Origin of the sequence: Luteimonas arsenica (assembly GCF_004352825.1) — a bacterium.
Taxonomy (GTDB): domain Bacteria; phylum Pseudomonadota; class Gammaproteobacteria; order Xanthomonadales; family Xanthomonadaceae; genus Luteimonas; species Luteimonas arsenica.
In genome coordinates this window covers 1,584,259-1,600,042 of the sequence record NZ_SJRW01000001.1, presented here as the reverse complement: position 1 = coordinate 1,600,042, position 15,784 = coordinate 1,584,259, and the positions used below count along the sequence as shown (strand labels likewise).

Here is a 15,784-nt window from a genome sequence, read left to right as displayed (position 1 = left end):
CAGTGCCCGGCGCCGGTGTCTGTTGCTGGCGGAGTGGGGAGGCAGGGCGAACCCCACGCCGCCCTCAGTTCGCCTTGTGGATCGAGCGCTTGTCGACCGCCATCGCCGCGTCGTGCACGACCTCCGAGAGACTCGGGTGGGCGTGGCAGATGCGGGCGAGGTCGTCGGCGGAGCCCTTGAACTCCATCGTCAGCACGCCCTCGTGCACCAGCTCGGAGACGTTGGCGCCGACCAGGTGCATGCCGAGCACGCGATCGGTTTCCGCATGCGCCAGCACCTTCACGAAGCCCGCCGGCTCGACCATGGCCACCGCGCGGCCGTTGGCGGCGAAGGGGAAGCTGCCGGCCTTGTACGGGATGCCTTCTTCCTTGAGCTGCTGCTCGGTCTTGCCGACCCAGGCCAGCTCCGGCTCGGTGTAGATCACCCACGGGATGGTGTCGAAGTTGACGTGGCCCGGCAGGCCCGCGATCAGCTCGGCCACGGCGATGCCTTCCTCGAAGCCCTTGTGCGCCAGCATCGGGCCTCTGACGCAGTCGCCCACGGCCCAGACGCCGTCGACGCCGGTGTGGCAGTGCTCGTCGACCTCGATCTGGCCGCGCTCGGTGAGCTTCACGCCGCTGCCCTCGGCCAGCAGGCCCTTGGACGCGGCCTTGCGGCCCACGGCGACCAGCAGCTTGTCGACGGTGATCGTCTCCTCGCCCTTCTTGTCGGCGAAGGTGACCTGCACTTCCTTCTTCTTGCCCTTGCCCGTGACCTCGGCCTTCGAGACCTTGGCGCCCAGGCGGATGTCGAGGCCCTGCTTCTTGAACTCGCGTGCGGCGACCTTCGAGACCTCGGCGTCGGCCGCGGCCAGGAAGTCCGGCATCGCCTCGAGGATCACGACCTCGGCGCCGAGGCGCTTCCACACGCTGCCGAGCTCCAGGCCGATCACGCCGGCGCCGATCACGGCCAGGCGCTTGGGCACTTCGGTGAAATCGAGCGCGCCGACGTTGTCGACGATGGTCTCGCCGTCGAATTTCGCGAACGGCAGCTCGATCGAATCCGAGCCCGCGGCGATGATCACGTTGGTGCCGGTGAGCTCGACCTCGCTGCCGTCGTGCTGCTTCACCTTCACCAGGCGGTCGGCGTGCAGGGTGGCGAAGCCGTAGTAGGGCGTGACCTTGTTGGCCTTGAACAGCTGCGCGATGCCGCCGGTGAACTGCTTCACGATGGCGTCCTTGCGGCCGACCATCTTCTCGACGTCGATCTTCGGGTTGCTGGCGGTGATGCCGTGCTCGCCGAAGATGTGCTGCAGGTTGTGGAACTGGCGCGAGGAATCCAGCAGCGCCTTGGACGGGATGCAGCCCACGCGCAGGCAGGTGCCGCCGAGCGCCGGCTTGCCGTCCTTGCCCAGGGCGGCGTCGATGCAGGCGGTCTTCATGCCCAGCTGGGCGGCGCGGATCGCGGCGTGGTAGCCGGCGGGGCCGGCACCGATCACGACAACGTCAAACTGTTCAGCCATTTCGGTTCCTTGTCCTTACATGCCCAGGAGCATGCGGTGGGGGTTCTCGAGCTGGTCCTTGATGTCGACCAGGAACTGCACCGCGTCCTTGCCGTCGATGATGCGGTGGTCGTAGCTGAGCGCGATGTACATCATCGGCGCCGCCACGATCTGGCCGTTCTCGACGATCGGGCGCTCCTTGATGGTGTGCATGCCCAGGATCGCGGACTGCGGCGGGTTCACGATGGGGGTCGACATCAGCGAGCCGAAGGTGCCGCCGTTGGTGATGGTGAAGGTGCCGCCCTGGAGGTCGTCCAGGCCGAGCTTGCCGTCGCGGGCCTTGACCGCGTAGTCGCCGATCGCCTTCTCGACGTCGGCAAAGCCCATGCGCTCGACGTTGCGCAGCACCGGGGTCACCAGGCCGCGGTCGGTGGAGACCGCGATCGAGATGTCGGCATAGCCGTGGTAGATGATGTCGTCGCCGTCGACCGAGGCATTGATCACCGGGAACTTCTGCAGCGAGTTGGCCGCGGCCTTGGCGAAGAAGCTCATGAAGCCGAGCTTGACGCCGTGCTGCTTCTGGAAGGACTCGCCCAGCTCCTTGCGCATGGCCATGACCTTGCCCAGGTTGACCTCGTTGAACGAGGTCAGCATGGCGATCGATTCCTTCGACTGCATCAGGCGCTCGGCGATGCGCTTGCGGATGCGGGTCATCGGCACGCGCTCTTCCGGACGGTGGCCGCCGGAGACGCCGGCGGTCTTGCCGGAGGCGTAGTTGACCAGGTCCTCCTTGGTCACCGCGCCGCGGCGACCGGTGCCTTCGACCTGCGAGGGATCGATGCCCTGGGTGACGGCGGTGAAGCGCGCGCCCGGGGGCAGGTCGGCGGCACCGCCGGACACCGGGGCCGGGCGGGTGGACGACGGCGCCTTGGCTTCGGCCTTGGCGGCCTCGGCCTTCGGCTGCACTTCCTGCGCGCCGGCGGCCGGCTCGGCCTTCGGGGCCTCGGCGGACTTCGCCGGGGCGGCGCCTTCCTCGATGACCGCGAGCACCTGCTGGCTGGTGACGGTGTCGCCCTCGGCGAACTTCAGCTCCTTGATCACGCCCTCGACGGTGGAGGGCACCTCGAGCACCACCTTGTCGGTCTCGAGGTCGACGATGTTCTCGTCGCGCGCGACGGAATCACCGACCTGCTTGTGCCAGGTGGCGATGGTGGCGTCGGAAACGGATTCGGGAAGTACCGGTACCTTGATCTCGGTGGCCATGGTCTTGATGCGTCCTGGGTCGTGGCTGTCAGCAGGTTTCGGGAATCAGTCGGCGTCGAAGACGCTGCCGACCGGGGAGGTGAGGGCATCGGCGACCAGCTTCTGCTGCTCGGCGACATGTTCGGCGAAGTGGCCGACGGCGGGCGAGGGCGAGCGCTGGCGGCCGGCGTAGTGCAGCTCCAGCCCGTCGGGCACGCAGTACTGCAGGTGGTGGCGGATCTGGTACCAGGCACCCTGGTTCAGCGGCTCTTCCTGGCACCAGACGACCGAGGCGGCCTTCGGGTACTTGCCGAGCTCGGCGACCAGCGCCTCGCGAGGGAAGGGATACAGCTGCTCGACGCGCACGATGGCGGCGTCGTCCTGGCCGCGCTTCTCGCGGTCCTCGAGCAGGTCGTAGTAGACCTTGCCCGAGCACAGCACCACGCGCTTGACCTTCTTCGGATCCGCCGACGCGTCCCCGATCAGGTGCTGGAATTCGCCCTTGGCCAGCTCGTCCAGGCTCGACACGGCGAGCTTGTGGCGCAGCAGCGACTTCGGGCTCATCACCACCAGCGGCTTGCGGGTGGTCATGCGCATCTGCCGGCGCAGCATGTGGAAGGCCTGGGCGGGGGTGGACGGCACGCAGACCAGCATGTTGTCCAGCGCGCACAGCTGCAGGAAACGCTCCAGGCGCGCCGAGCTGTGCTCGGGGCCCTGGCCTTCGTAGCCGTGCGGCAGCAGCAGGGTCAGGCCGCTGATGCGGCCCCACTTGGCCTCGCCCGAGGCGATGAACTGGTCGATCACGACCTGGGCGCCGTTGGCGAAGTCGCCGAACTGGCCCTCCCAGATGCACATCGTGTTCGGGTCGGTGGTGGAGAAGCCGTACTCGTAGGCCATCACCGCTTCCTCGCTGAGCAGCGAGTCGATGACCGTCGCGCGCAGGGGATCGTCCACCAGCTGGCGCAGCGGCAGGTAATAGCTGTCGGTCTTCTGGTCGTGGAGGATGGCGTGGCGGTGCGTGAACGTGCCGCGGCCGACGTCCTGGCCCACCAGGCGCAGGCCGAAGCCCTCGTCGAGCAGAGTGGCGTAGGCGAGGTTCTCGGCGAAGCCCCAGTCGGCCGGGATCTCGCCCGCCGCCATCTTCCGGCGGTCGTCGTAGACCTTGGCCACGCGCGAGTGCAGCTTCACGTCCTCTGGGATCGTGGTGATCGCCCTGGCGAGCTCCTTGAGCTTGGCCGGCTTGACCGAGGTGCTGGCCTTGTCGGAGAGCTTGCCGGCGACCAGGCTGCCCCAGTCGACGAACAGGCGGCTTTCCGGCGGCGTCTTCTCGACTTCGGCGAGCTCGGTGGTGACCTCACCCGAGTCGAGCTTGTCGCGGTAGCGGTCGACCAGGGCCTGGCCGCCGCCGGCGTCCAGAACGCCCGCCGACTCGAGCTGCGCGGCGTAGAGCTCGCGGGTGGTCTTGTGCTTGCGGATGACCTGGTACATCACCGGCTGGGTGATCGCCGGCTCGTCGGCCTCGTTGTGGCCGTGGCGGCGGTAGCACACCAGGTCGATCACGACGTCCTTCTTGAATTCCTGGCGGAAGTCGTAGGCCAGGCGCGCGGCGAAGGCGACGGCCTCCGGGTCGTCGGCGTTCACGTGCAGCACCGGGGCGCCGATCATCTTCGCCACGTCGGTGCAGTACAGGGTGGAGCGGGCGTCCTCGCGGGCGCTGGTGGTGAAGCCCACCTGGTTGTTGACCACCACGTGCACGGTGCCGCCGACGGCGAAACCGCGCGCCTGCGACATCTGGAACAGCTCCATCACCACACCCTGGCCGGCGAAGGCGGCGTCGCCGTGGATCAGGATCGGCATCACCTGGCGGCGGGCCTCGTCCTGGCGGCGCTCCTGGCGCGAACGCACCGAACCCACGACCACCGGGTCGACGATTTCCAGGTGCGAGGGGTTGAAGGCCAGGGCCAGGTGCACCGGGCCGCCGTCGGTGGCGACGTCGGCGGAGAAGCCCATGTGGTACTTCACGTCGCCGGCGTGGGCCAGCTCGTGGTGCTCGAACTTGCCCTCGAACTCGTCGAACAGCTTGCGCGGGTTCTTGCCCAGGGTGTTGACCAGCACGTTCAGGCGGCCGCGGTGGGCCATGCCGATCACGATGTCCTTGACGCCGTCCTTGCCGGCGCCCCGGATCACGGTGTCGAGCAGCGGGATCAGGGAGTCGCCGCCTTCCAGCGAGAAGCGCTTCTGGCCGACGTACTTGGTGTGCAGGTAGCGCTCCAGGCCTTCGGCCGCGGTCAGGCGCTCGAGGATCCGGCGCTGCTCGTCGGCGGTCAGGCTGTAGCGGCCGCCGGCCTGCTCCATGCGCTCGTACATCCAGCGGCGCTGCTCGGCCTGCGGGATGTGCATGAACTCGGCGCCGATGGGGCCGGCATAGGTGGCGCGCAGCAGCGCGAGCAGGTCGCGCAGGCGCATGCGCGGGGCGCCGCCGAAGGTGCTGGTGCCGCCGCCCGGGCCGGTGGCGAACTCGGTGTCGAGGTCGGCGTCGGACAGGCCGTGGAAGGGCAGGTCGAGATCGGGGGCGTCGATCTTCCCGGCCATGGCCAGTGGATCGGTGTCCGCCTGCAGGTGGCCGCGCGAGCGGTAGGCGGTGATCAGCTTGAGCACCGAGCCCTGCTTGCGCTGGGCTTCCAGGTCGCCGCCGCCGCTGGCGCCGGATACCACCACCCCGGCCTTGGCCTCGCGGCCGGCGCGGGCGACCGCGTCCATGACCACCGAGTGCGGGATGTCGCCGGCCTCGCGGCCCTTGAACCCGTCGAACCAGGCCTTCCACTTGTCGCCGACGCTGTCGGGGTCCACGAGATACTGCTCGTACAGGTCCTCGATGAAGGCGGCATTGGCGCCGAGCTGGGAGGACTGCGCAAACTGCTTCAGTAGACTGTCCACGTCTGTCTGGTCGGGCTCTTCTAGGGTTGGCGCGCGCCAGTCCCGCAATCCATGAATGCGGCCGCGGCGCGTGGGCGGGGGAAAGCGCAATTATAGCCGGAGGCTTTGCCGCGGCGCATCACGCCGGGTCACGGTCCGTTCCGTTTGCGGGGTGCCGGAGCGCCCCTCAGAGCCCGAGCGCGCGCAGCTCGCTGCACGGACGCGACCGCTCCCACACCGGATCGAAGGCTTCGCAGAGCTGGCGCGCGCGGCCGGCACCGGCCAGCAGGGCCTCGCCGTCGAAGCGGTGGCCGAATTCGCGGTGGTAGCAGCCGCCGGCGTCGGTGGCGAGGAAGGCGTCGGCGCGGGCGCGATCGACCGGGTCGGACAGCTCGCGGAACTGGAACACGCTGGGCAGGCGCTGGGCGAGGCCCAGCAGCGGGGCGTGGGCGCGCTGGATGGCGGTGGCGTCGAGCACGAGCAGCCGCACTTCCGCGTCGGTGGTCGAGGTGGCGAAGCCGCGCAGGGCTTCGAGCACGGCCGGATCGTCGTACAGGCCGGGGTCGAGCACGCGACTGAGAATGCGGATCCGGCGGCGGGCGCCCGCGACCAGGGCGATGGTGGCCTGCACCGCGCTTTCGCGGTCGCCGATGGTGAGGGTGTCGGATCCGGTGCGGGGCGTGCTCATGGCGTGTCCTCGTCGGGGGCCTCCAGCCGGTAGTGGCCTTCGGCCAGCAGGCCTGCCACGCAGTCGCGGCCGGCGTCGGAGAGGGTGTCCCAGGTCTCGGCGTCCAGTCTCGCGGCCAGCGCCAGCTGTTTCGCGTCGGTGACCGGCATGCACAGGGCCAGGCCCGCCACGTACAGCCGCGCGCCCTTCTTCGCCCGGCGCCAGGCCACGCGTGTCCAGGGATGGCGCTGCAGTACCAGGCCACCGCCCAGGGCGCGCGCCAGCTCGTCGGGGGCCAGCGGCTGGCCCTCGCCCAGGCCCGGCCCGGCCGCGGCGCGGTAGACGGTGATGAAGCGGCCGAACCAGTCGCCCAGGGCGTCGGCGTCGGCCATGCGCACGGCGTTGAGCGCCTCGACCACGCGCGCCATCGCGGTGGCGTCGATCTCGTGCGGGTCCTTCGCCGGCTCGAGGTCGGCGTCGGCGTAGCGCAGGGACTCCTCGGCCTCGGCGGCCAGGGTGTCGATGTAATCGCCCATCAGCTCGGCCACCGAAGGCGCGCGCATGCCCAGCGAGAAGGTCAGGCAGGGGTCCTCGGCTACGCCGTGGTGGGGCACCTCGGGCGGCAGGTAGAGCATGTCGCCGGGTTCCAGCACCCAGTCGTGGCTGGGCGTGAACTCGCGCAGCAGCTTGATCTCGGCGTCGTCGCGGAAATCCAGCGGCGGCCTGCCGCGGCCCATCGCGGCCGAGGCGTCGATCTGCCAGCGGCGGCGGCCCATGGCCTGGAGCAGGAAGACGTCGTACTGGTCGACGTGGGCACCGACCGAACCGCCGGTGGCGGCGAAGCTCACCATGACGTCGTCCACCCGCCAGCGCGGCAGGAAATCGAAGGCCGGCAGCAGGGCGGCGATGTCCGGGTCCCACTTGTCCATGTCCTGGACCAGCAGGGTCCAGTCGCGGTCGCCCAGGGCGGGGAAGAGGTCCTCGGGGAAGGGGCCGCTGCGCACGGTCCAGCCGTCGCGGGCGCGGTCGTGCTGGATCAGGCGGGCGAGCACGCCGTCCTCGCAGGCCAGGCCGGCGAGGTCCTCGGGTTCGATGGGCGAGACATAGCCGGGGAAGGCGCCGCGGATCAGTAGCGGGCGCTTCTGCCAGTAGTCGCGCAGGAAGGCGCGCGGCGCCATGCCGAGCGGCTGGCCGACGCGGGCCTGGACCTCGAAGGGAAGGGCGGCGGGGCGCTTGGCCATGTCGGGGTCCTGTGCTCTGGTGCGGGTCAGACGGCGCGGGCCTGGGCTTCGGCCAGTCCGGTGTAGCCGCCGGGGGTGAGTTCGAGCAGGCGCTGGCGCTCGGCCTCGGGCAGGTCCAGGCCGGCGATGAACTCGCGCATCGATCCGGCATTGATGCCCTGTCCGCGGGTCAGGGCCTTGAGCTGCTCGTAGGGGCTGGGCAGGCCGTAGCGGCGCATCACGGTCTGCACGGCCTCGGCCAGGACTTCCCAGGCGGCGTCGAGGTCGGCGGCCAGGCGCTCGGGACTGGCGCTGAGCTTGCCCAGGCCGCGGCCGAGGGCATCGAAGCCGATCAGCGCATGGCCGAAGGCGGTGCCGAGCGCGCGCAGCGCGGTGGAGTCGGTGAGGTCGCGCTGCCAGCGGCTGACCGGGAGCTTGGTGGCGAAGTGTTCGAACAGCGCGACGGCGATGCCGAAGTTGCCCTCGGCGTTCTCGAAGTCGATCGGGTTGACCTTGTGCGGCATGGTCGAGCTGCCGACTTCGCCGGCCTTCACCGCCTGCTTGAAATAGCCCAGCGAGATGTAGCCCCAGACGTCGCGGCAGAGGTCGATGAGGATGGTGGCGATGCGCTTCTGCACGTCGGCGATCTCGGCGACGCAGTCGTGCGGTTCGATCTGGGTGGTGTACGGGTTGAAGTCCAGGCCGAGCGATTCGACGAAGCGCTGCGAGAACGCCGGCCAGTCGACCTCGGGATAGGCGGCGACATGGGCGTTGTAGTTGCCGACGGCGCCGTTGGCCTTGCCGGTCAGCGACACGGCGACGAGCTGGGCGCGCTGGCGCTCCAGGCGTGCGACCACGTTGGCGATCTCCTTGCCGACGGTGGTCGGCGAGGCGGTCTGACCGTGGGTGCGCGAGAGCATCGGCAGGGCGGCCAGTTCGTGGGCCATGCCGCGCAGGGTGGCGGTGACCTTGTCCAGCGCGGGCAGCATGACGTCGCGGCGGGTGGCGTCGAGCATCAGGCCGTAAGAGAGGTTGTTGATGTCTTCGCTGGTGCAGGCGAAGTGGACGAATTCCAGCGCGGGGCCGAGTTCGGCGTCGTCGGCCAGGCGCTCCTTGATGAAGTACTCGACGGCCTTGACGTCGTGGTTGGTGGTGCGTTCGATGTCCTTCACGCGGGCGGCGTCGGCGGGGCTGAAGCCGTCAGCCAGCGCGCGCAGGCGGGCGGTGGCGGCGTCCTTGAAGGGTGCCAGTTCGGGAATCCCGGGCTCGGCGGCCAGGGCCAGCAGCCACTCGATCTCGACGCGCACGCGGGCGTGGATCAGGCCGAACTCGGAGAACACCGGCCGCAGGGCCTCCACCTTGCCGGCGTAGCGGCCGTCGAGCGGGGAGAGGGCGAGCAGCGGGTCGAGGGCGGGCATGGGCGCGATTCTGGCGTTGCGGGCCGGCCATTCTAACCGTTGGAGGGCTTTGGCTTCGTGGCCGTGGGGTCGCTGAGTGGGCTTCGTGGGGGACGCGTGCCACTACGCGGTGGGTATGGACCGGCGAAGCAGCCCGGTCCGCTATGCGGCCCGGTCCGGCCCGGCGCAGCGCGCCGGGCGCTCGCGCGGGCTGCGCGGCAGTGCCGCGCAAGCAGCCCGCGCTCACCCATGGCTGATTCGCCTGCCGCGCACATCCTTGTGCACTGTCCATACCCACCGCGCAGTGTCCCGCTCGCGCGGGCGTGTGGTTTCCCGGCTTCGGGGATGAGGGGGAACCGCCGCTTTTCGCTTGGGTGTGCCAGGAAGGTGGTGCAGGAGGCGGCTGGCGGGGCGGAGCACTCCCCCCGCCAGCCGCCTCCTGCGGCGCGCACCCTCATGAGGGCGAGGCGTATCCTCCCGACGTTACTGACTGGAGGACGACATGGCAGGCAAGGGTTTCCGGATCGAACACGACAGCATGGGCGAGCTGCAGGTGCCAGTCGATGCGCTCTGGGGGGCATCGACCCAGCGCGCAGTGGAGAACTTCCCCGTCAGCGGGCGGCCGATGCCGCGCGGCTTCATTCGCGCACTGGGTTTGATCAAGGCCGCCGCGGCCGAGGCCAATGCCGGGTTCGGGCTGCTGCCGAAGGGAGTGGCAGCATCGATCCGGAAGGCGGCCAACGAGGTCGCGGCCGGTGAGCACGATGCGCACTTCCCGGTGGACGTCTACCAGACCGGCTCCGGCACCTCCTCGAACATGAATGCCAACGAGGTGATCGCGACCCTGGCGTCGCGGGCCGGGAAGAAGGCCGTGCATCCGAACGACCACGTCAACCTCGGCCAGAGCTCCAACGACGTCGTGCCGACCGTGATCCGCGTGTCGGCGCAGCTGGTGGTGGTCGAGGAACTGCTGCCGGCACTGAAGCACCTGCGCAAGAGCATCGACCGCAAGGGCCGATCGCTGCGCAAGGTGGTGAAGACCGGGCGCACGCACCTGATGGATGCGATGCCGCTGAGCTTCGCCCAGGAGTTCGGAGCCTGGTCGTCGCAGCTGGCCTCGGCCGAGGCCCGGCTCGGCGACGCGCTCAAGCGGCTGCGGCGCCTGCCCATCGGCGGCACCGCGATCGGTACCGGCATCAATGCCGATCCGCGCTTCGGCAAGGCGGTGGCGAAGGCGCTGTCGGCGGCCACGGGCACCCGCTTCGAGTCGGCCGAGGACAAGTTCGAAGGCATCGCCTCCCAGGACGACGCGGTGGAGCTGTCGGGCCACCTCAGCGCGCTGGCGGTGGCGCTGACCAAGATCGCCAACGACCTGCGCTGGATGAACTCCGGGCCGCTGGCGGGCCTGGGCGAGGTGGAGCTGCCGGCGCTGCAGCCGGGCAGTTCGATCATGCCCGGCAAGGTCAATCCGGTGATCCCCGAGGCGACGGTGATGGCCTGCGCCCAGGTCATGGGCCACCACGTGGCGATCACCGTGGCCGGGCAGACCGGCAACTTCCAGCTCAACGTGGCGCTGCCGCTGATCGCGAACAACCTGCTGGAGTCGGTGGGGCTGCTGTCGGCGGTGTCGCGGCTGCTCGCGGACAAGGTGATCGACGGCCTGGAGGTGCGGCGCGACGTGGTCGGGGCGGCGCTGGCGCGCAACCCGATCCTGGTCACCGCGCTCAATCCCGTGATCGGCTACGAAAAGGCGGCGGCGATCGCCAAGCAGGCCTACCGTGAGGGCAGGCCGGTGCTGGAGGTCGCGGTCGAGGCCACGGGCATGCCGGAGGCGAAGCTGCGGGCGCTGCTCGATCCGCTGGCGCTGACCCGTGGCGGCATCCAGGGCTGAAAGCCCCCGCATGCGGGCCGTTGCGGGACTCAGCCTGCCGCGGCCTCGCGTGCTCTCGGTTCCGGCACCAGCAAGGTGTCGCAGGGGCTGGCGTCGAGAATCTCGCGCGCCACGCTGCCGATCACCAGATGGAACAGGGCGCTGCGGCCATGAGTGGCCACGGCCACGAGGTCGGCGCCGGTATCGGTGGCGTGTTCGGCCAGTCGCGCGGCGGCGTCGCCATGGGCGGCCACCATCGGCAGGCCTTCATGGCCGCGTTCGCACAGGAAATCGCGCGCGGCCTGCAGGGTGGCCTCGTGGACCTGGCCGATGCTGCCTTCGCGGTCGCCGTCGCGCAGGCCCAGATAGGGCACTTCGAAGGCGCTGAACAGCGTCGCATCCACGTCAGGGAACAGTGCGCGGGCCACGTCCAGCGCCCGCGCCGAGGAGTCGGAGAAGTCGCTCGCCACCAGCATCCGTGCATAGGGCGCATGCACGCGGTTGCGCACGACCAGCAGCGGCAGGCGGCCGTGGCGCGCCAGCCAGGACACGGTCGAGCCCAGCAGGTGACGGCCGAAGAACGCGTCATGGGCGACGCCGGTGACCACCAGGCTGCAGCCGGTGTCGCGGGCGACGGCTTCGATGCAGTCGCCGACCTTGCCCTCGCGCACCAGCAGTTCCAGGGCAAGGCCTTCGGCGGCCGGCCCGACGTCGCGGCGCAGGCGCGCGGCGGCGCGCAGCGCGGCCGGGCTGGCCTGTACCTCGGGCACCTCGCCGATGCGCGGCGGCGGCGCGGGCGGCGGTTCGACCACGGTCAGCACCACCAGCTTCGCCTGCCACTCACGGGCCAGCGCCACTGCACGGTCCAGGGCGCGGTCGCAGCGGCCGTCGAGGTCGGTGGCGAGCAGGATGGCGCGCGGCGCGCCGGGCTTCCAGACGATGTCCTGCATGGGATCCTCGGCATCGATGCCACGCCGCGGATTGCGGCGTGGCTCCTGCCGAGTCTAGCCTCGCCGGGCCGCGCGTGCCCGGTGGCGGGTGCTCAGCGCTTGCGCGGCAGGTCGACGCGCCCGGCGACGCCGCTGTGGTCGACCGAGCCGCTGCCCACTGCGCGCACGCGCAGGTCGCCGCCCACGCCGTCGATGTCGATGTCGCCGGAGCCGACCGAGCCGACTTCGACGCTGCCCTTGATGCGCTCCAGGTCGGCATCGCCCGAACCCACCGAGCCGATGTCGACGTTGCCGCCGACATCGCGCAGCTCCAGGTCGCCGGAGCCGATGCTGCCGATGCGCGCGTTGCCACCCACGCCGCGTGCCTTGAGGTCGCCCGAGCCGATCGAGTCGACGTCCAGGCTGCCGAGGTCGGCCAGCTCGATGTCGCCGGAGCCCACGCGCGCATCGACCTTGCCGTGGATGCGCCGGCCTTCGGCGTCGCCCGAACCCACGGTCAGGCCGAGTTCGGACAGGTCGTTGGCCCAGGCGTCACCGGAGCCCACCGACACCTCGATGCGCATGCCGTCAGGCACGCTGCCGGCGAGGTCGAAATACGCATAGCGGTTGCCGAAGCTCCAGCCGCTGCGCTCTTCGCGCGCCAGGCGGACGACCAGGGTGTCGCCTTCGCGCTTCTGCTCAAGGCGCAGGCGGGCGAGGTCGTCGGCGCTGGAAGCGCAGGCGCGGCCCTGCAGGCTGCCGGCCTTGCCGGGCTTGCCGTCCAGGCGCAGCTTGCTGTTGCCGACGTGGAACTCGATGCTGCGGGCATCGCCGATGTCCAGGGTCAGCGACTGCGGGGCGCTGTGCTTGCAGGCGCGGTCGTCGTCGGCGTGCGCGGCCGGGGCAGCGGCCACGGCGAGCGCCAGCAGGGAAAGGGAAAGGGCGGTGGCATGGATTCGCATGGCGGGTTCTCGTTCCGTTCGGGATGGTGTGGAGTGGCGCGCACAAGTGCGCGCGGATCAGGCCTTGATGGCGTCTTCGGGCGCGCGTGCTTCTTCCGCTTCGATGCCTTCCTTGCAGTCTTCGACGTCCTCGGGCGTCATCGTCGCGTAGGGGGCGAAGTCGGGCAGCAGCGTCGCCAGCGACTGCTGGCTGTCGTAAAGGTCCGGCAGCAGGGCGCAGAGCTTGTAGGCCTCCTGCTTGATTTTTTCCGCTTCGGCCTCGATCCGCGCCTCGTAGGTCCTGCGGCCTTCCTCGCCGCCGAACAGCGCCTGTCCGATGCCGGTCAGCGCCGTCCCGGCGACGTCGGCGCCCTGCGCGCCGATGGTCATGCCGGAAAGGGCCAGGCCTTCCAGGTTGCGGCGGTAGGCGAGCAGGGCTTCGCGCTGCGCGGGCGTGGCAGGCACCGCGTTGCCATCGACCAGCAGCTCGCCGTCGGGCGTGATCTCCGCCTTCGGCAGTCCCTTGTCGGCGGCGCGCGAGCCGTAGCTGCGGCCGTTGATGGTGATCCGGCTTTCCTGGCCGATGCGGATGTTCTCCGTCTTCAGTTCCTGGCCCGCCTTGTCGATCGCGGCGGCGACCTTGCGTCCGATGAAGCTCTGGCCAGCATCGGCGTCCGCGGTGGTGCCGGCGTCGGCCTGCGGGTCCGGGGCCTGGTCGCAGCCGCTGGCGAGGAGGCAGGCCAGGACGACGGGGATGGCGGCGGCGAAGCGCGCTCCAGTGAGGCGTGCTCCAGTGAGGCGTGCTCTGGTCGTCATGTCGAATCCTCCCGGGTGGGTCGCGTGGGTCAGCCTTCGTCGCGCCAGCGGCGCAGGCGGGTGGCCAGCACCAGCATGGCCACGCCGGCGGCGGCGCCGATCCACAGCTCGGGCTGGAGCAGGTTGGAGTACACGCCGGCCGGCTCGATCAGCTGCAGCACGCCGCCGTGTTCGATGTCCACGCCGTCCATGCGCGCGATGTCGTGATGCGTCAGCGGTATCGCGCCGAGCAGCATCCTGGCCACGATGTTGCTCCAGAACCACTCGCCATCGACGTTGAACAGGCGCAACACGCCGAACATGGTCACGAAGCCGCCGCCGAGAACCGGCACCAGCAGCGCCCAGAGGAAGGGCACGCTGCGCGCCCAGGCCGAGCACAGCATCAGCCAGCCCACGGTGGGCAGCGCCCAGATCGCGTAGACCGGGATCGCGGCGAGCGAGTAGGCGGCGATCGCCAGCGGGTTGCCTGGGCCCCAGATCAGCTCCCAGGCGTTGCCGCCATGGATCATCACCATCACGCTCAGCATCACCAGGAACACCAGCATCGTGACGATCGCGACCAGGGTCGCCAACAGGGGCACGACCAGGGACGCGCTGACCGCCTTCGACAGCACCGTCTCGCCGTCGGACACCGGCAGCGACTTCCAGAACAGCACGCTGCGGTCCTTGCGCTCGTCGTACAGCGCGCCCAGGCAATAGAAGAACATCACGAACATCATCACGATGTAGGGCCAGGCCGACGAAAGCAGCATGGTCATGTCGATGCCGCTGGCGAGCTGGGCCTTGTCGGACGCGCTCATCTGGTCGGCGAGGATGCCCAGGTCCAGGCCGTTGATGGACATCCGGGTGCCGTCTTCGAGGACGAAGTCGGCATCCGCGTCGGCGTTGCGCATGCCGACCGCAGCCACCACGAGGAGGATCGCGGTGAGCAGCAGCGAGATCGCGCCCGCGATCGCCGGCGCCCAGAGGAAGCCGCCGCGGTGCTCCCAGTACTCGCGCCTGAGCAGCAGGGCGAAGCGGTGGGTCTTGTGCGCGGGGGCCTTGGCCACCGGCAGGGTTTCGGCTGTGGCGTTCATGCGTAGGTTCCCTTCATGGTGGCGACGAAGAGGTCGGCGAGGCCCGGGGTGCGGGTTTCGCCGAAGGCGGCCAGCGCGCTGCGTTCGACGCCGTCGAACAGCATCACGGTCTTGCCGAAGGGCAGGCTGCGCTCGTCGATCGGCGACAGGGCACGGGCGGCATCGGCCTGGCCGGCATCGACCAGTACTTCGGTGAAGCGCTGCGCCAGGTCTTCCATCGGCGCGTCCAGGACGATCCTGCCATCGCGGATGAACAGCGCATCGGTGAGGATGTGCTCGACCTCCTCGACCTGGTGGGTGGTGATGACGATGGTCTTCTCGTCATCGAAGTAGTCCTCCAGCAGGCGCTGGTAGAACTCCTTGCGGTAAAGCACGTCGAGGCCGAGCGTGGGCTCGTCGAGCACCAGCAGGCGGGCGTCGATCGCCATCACCAGCGCCAGGTGCAGCTGCACGATCATGCCCTTGGACATCTCGCGCACCCGCATCTTGGGGGTCAGCTTGGTGTTGGCCAGGAAGCGCTCGCAGCGGGCGCGATCGAAGCGCGGGTGCACCCCCTCGACGAAGGCGATCGCCTCGCGCACCCGCATCCAGCGCGGCAGCACGGCGACGTCGGCGATGAAGCAGACATCGTTCATCAGATCGTTGCGCTGGCTGCGCGGGTCGCGGCCGAGCACCGAAAGATCGCCCTGGAAGGGGATCAGGCCGAGGACGGCCTTGAGCGCGGTGGTCTTGCCGGCGCCGTTGGGGCCGACCAGGCCGACAATGCGGCCGGGCTCGATGCGGAAGCTGGCGGCGTCCAGCGCCGGCTTGCCCTTGTAGGCCTTGCGGAGGCCGCGGGCGTCGATGACGGCGGTGTCGTGCGTGTTCATGCGGAATCCCCTTCGCGCAGCAGTTCTTCGGGCGTGAGGCCCAGCAGGCGGATGCGTTCGAGCACCTGCGGCCATTCTTCGGTCAGGAAGCGCTCGCGTTCGTTGCCGAGCAGCTTCCTGGACGCTTCTTCAGTGACATACATGCCAAGGCCCCTGCGCTTTTCGACGAGCGCCTCGTCAGCCAGCTCCTGGTAGGCGCGCGACACGGTGATGGGATTGAGCTGGTATTCGGCCGCGACCTGGCGCACCGAAGGCAGTGCGTCGCCGGGCTTGAGCTGGCCATCGAGCATCATCGCGATGACCCGCTCCTTCAGCTGGCGGTAGATGGGAGCGCCATCGCTCCACTGGATGCCGGACATGG

13 protein-coding genes are annotated in these 15,784 nt (G+C 69.9%); 1 reads left to right on the top strand and 12 read right to left on the bottom strand.

The genetic code is table 11. The features are described from left to right. Window positions 1–64 precede the first annotated feature (64 nt). From lpdA to purB, 6 genes are all read right to left on the bottom strand, one after another. The gene (gene lpdA, locus E2170_RS07305) at window positions 65–1,501 is read right to left on the bottom strand and encodes a dihydrolipoyl dehydrogenase (protein WP_132999898.1); all 1,437 of its coding nucleotides are present in this window, start codon (window positions 1,499–1,501) and stop codon (window positions 65–67) included. 15 nt (window positions 1,502–1,516) lie between these two features. Then, window positions 1,517–2,743 carry a dihydrolipoyllysine-residue succinyltransferase gene (gene sucB / locus E2170_RS07300; RefSeq protein WP_132999897.1) on the bottom strand — a complete coding sequence of 409 codons (1,227 nt, stop codon included), beginning with the start codon at window positions 2,741–2,743 and terminating at the stop codon, window positions 1,517–1,519. Between the two features lie 45 nt (window positions 2,744–2,788). Continuing rightward, window positions 2,789–5,659: a 2-oxoglutarate dehydrogenase E1 component gene (locus tag E2170_RS07295; RefSeq protein ID WP_132999896.1), complete on the bottom strand. Its 2,871-nt coding sequence runs from the start codon at window positions 5,657–5,659 to the stop codon at window positions 2,789–2,791. Window positions 5,660–5,825: 166 nt separating this feature from the next. Further along, on the bottom strand, window positions 5,826–6,326 hold the full coding sequence (locus E2170_RS07290) for a DUF7931 domain-containing protein (protein WP_132999895.1): 501 nt from the start codon (window positions 6,324–6,326) through the stop codon (window positions 5,826–5,828). Continuing rightward, window positions 6,323–7,546: a ribosomal protein uL16 3-hydroxylase gene (locus tag E2170_RS07285; protein ID WP_132999894.1), complete on the bottom strand. Its 1,224-nt coding sequence runs from the start codon at window positions 7,544–7,546 to the stop codon at window positions 6,323–6,325. Before E2170_RS07285 ends, E2170_RS07290 begins: the two co-directional genes overlap by 4 nt. A 26-nt stretch (window positions 7,547–7,572) precedes the next feature. Continuing rightward, complete coding sequence (purB, locus tag E2170_RS07280; protein WP_132999893.1) at window positions 7,573–8,943, bottom strand: adenylosuccinate lyase; 1,371 nt, start codon at window positions 8,941–8,943, stop codon at window positions 7,573–7,575. A gap of 481 nt (window positions 8,944–9,424) precedes the next feature. Between purB and E2170_RS07275 the strand changes: the two genes are divergently transcribed. Further along, a complete protein-coding gene (locus E2170_RS07275) occupies window positions 9,425–10,813 on the top strand; it encodes a class II fumarate hydratase (RefSeq protein ID WP_132999892.1) in 1,389 nt (462 codons plus the stop codon). Window positions 10,814–10,842: 29 nt separating this feature from the next. Here the strand turns inward: E2170_RS07275 and E2170_RS07270 are convergent, their stop codons facing one another. The 6 genes from E2170_RS07270 to E2170_RS07245 all read right to left on the bottom strand — a co-directional run bounded on the left by E2170_RS07270 (window position 10,843) and on the right by E2170_RS07245 (window position 15,782). Continuing rightward, on the bottom strand, window positions 10,843–11,742 hold the full coding sequence (locus tag E2170_RS07270) for a universal stress protein (protein ID WP_132999891.1): 900 nt from the start codon (window positions 11,740–11,742) through the stop codon (window positions 10,843–10,845). A 92-nt stretch (window positions 11,743–11,834) separates the two neighbouring features. Continuing rightward, a complete protein-coding gene (locus tag E2170_RS07265) occupies window positions 11,835–12,683 on the bottom strand; it encodes a GIN domain-containing protein (RefSeq protein ID WP_165942188.1) in 849 nt (282 codons plus the stop codon). A gap of 57 nt (window positions 12,684–12,740) precedes the next feature. After that, entirely contained in the window at window positions 12,741–13,478 is a 738-nt protein-coding gene (locus tag E2170_RS07260; RefSeq protein ID WP_132999890.1) for a YggN family protein, read from the bottom strand. Window positions 13,479–13,507: 29 nt separating this feature from the next. After that, window positions 13,508–14,554, bottom strand: coding sequence for a hypothetical protein (locus E2170_RS07255; protein ID WP_243708081.1), 1,047 nt, complete (start codon window positions 14,552–14,554; stop codon window positions 13,508–13,510). Continuing rightward, window positions 14,551–15,423 carry an ABC transporter ATP-binding protein gene (locus E2170_RS07250; protein WP_132999889.1) on the bottom strand — a complete coding sequence of 291 codons (873 nt, stop codon included), beginning with the start codon at window positions 15,421–15,423 and terminating at the stop codon, window positions 14,551–14,553. Before E2170_RS07250 ends, E2170_RS07255 begins: the two co-directional genes overlap by 4 nt. Further along, window positions 15,420–15,782: a GntR family transcriptional regulator gene (locus E2170_RS07245; RefSeq protein WP_132999888.1), complete on the bottom strand. Its 363-nt coding sequence runs from the start codon at window positions 15,780–15,782 to the stop codon at window positions 15,420–15,422. The genes E2170_RS07250 and E2170_RS07245 overlap by 4 nt, the downstream gene beginning before the upstream one ends. Between the last annotated feature and the right edge of the window lie 2 nt (window positions 15,783–15,784).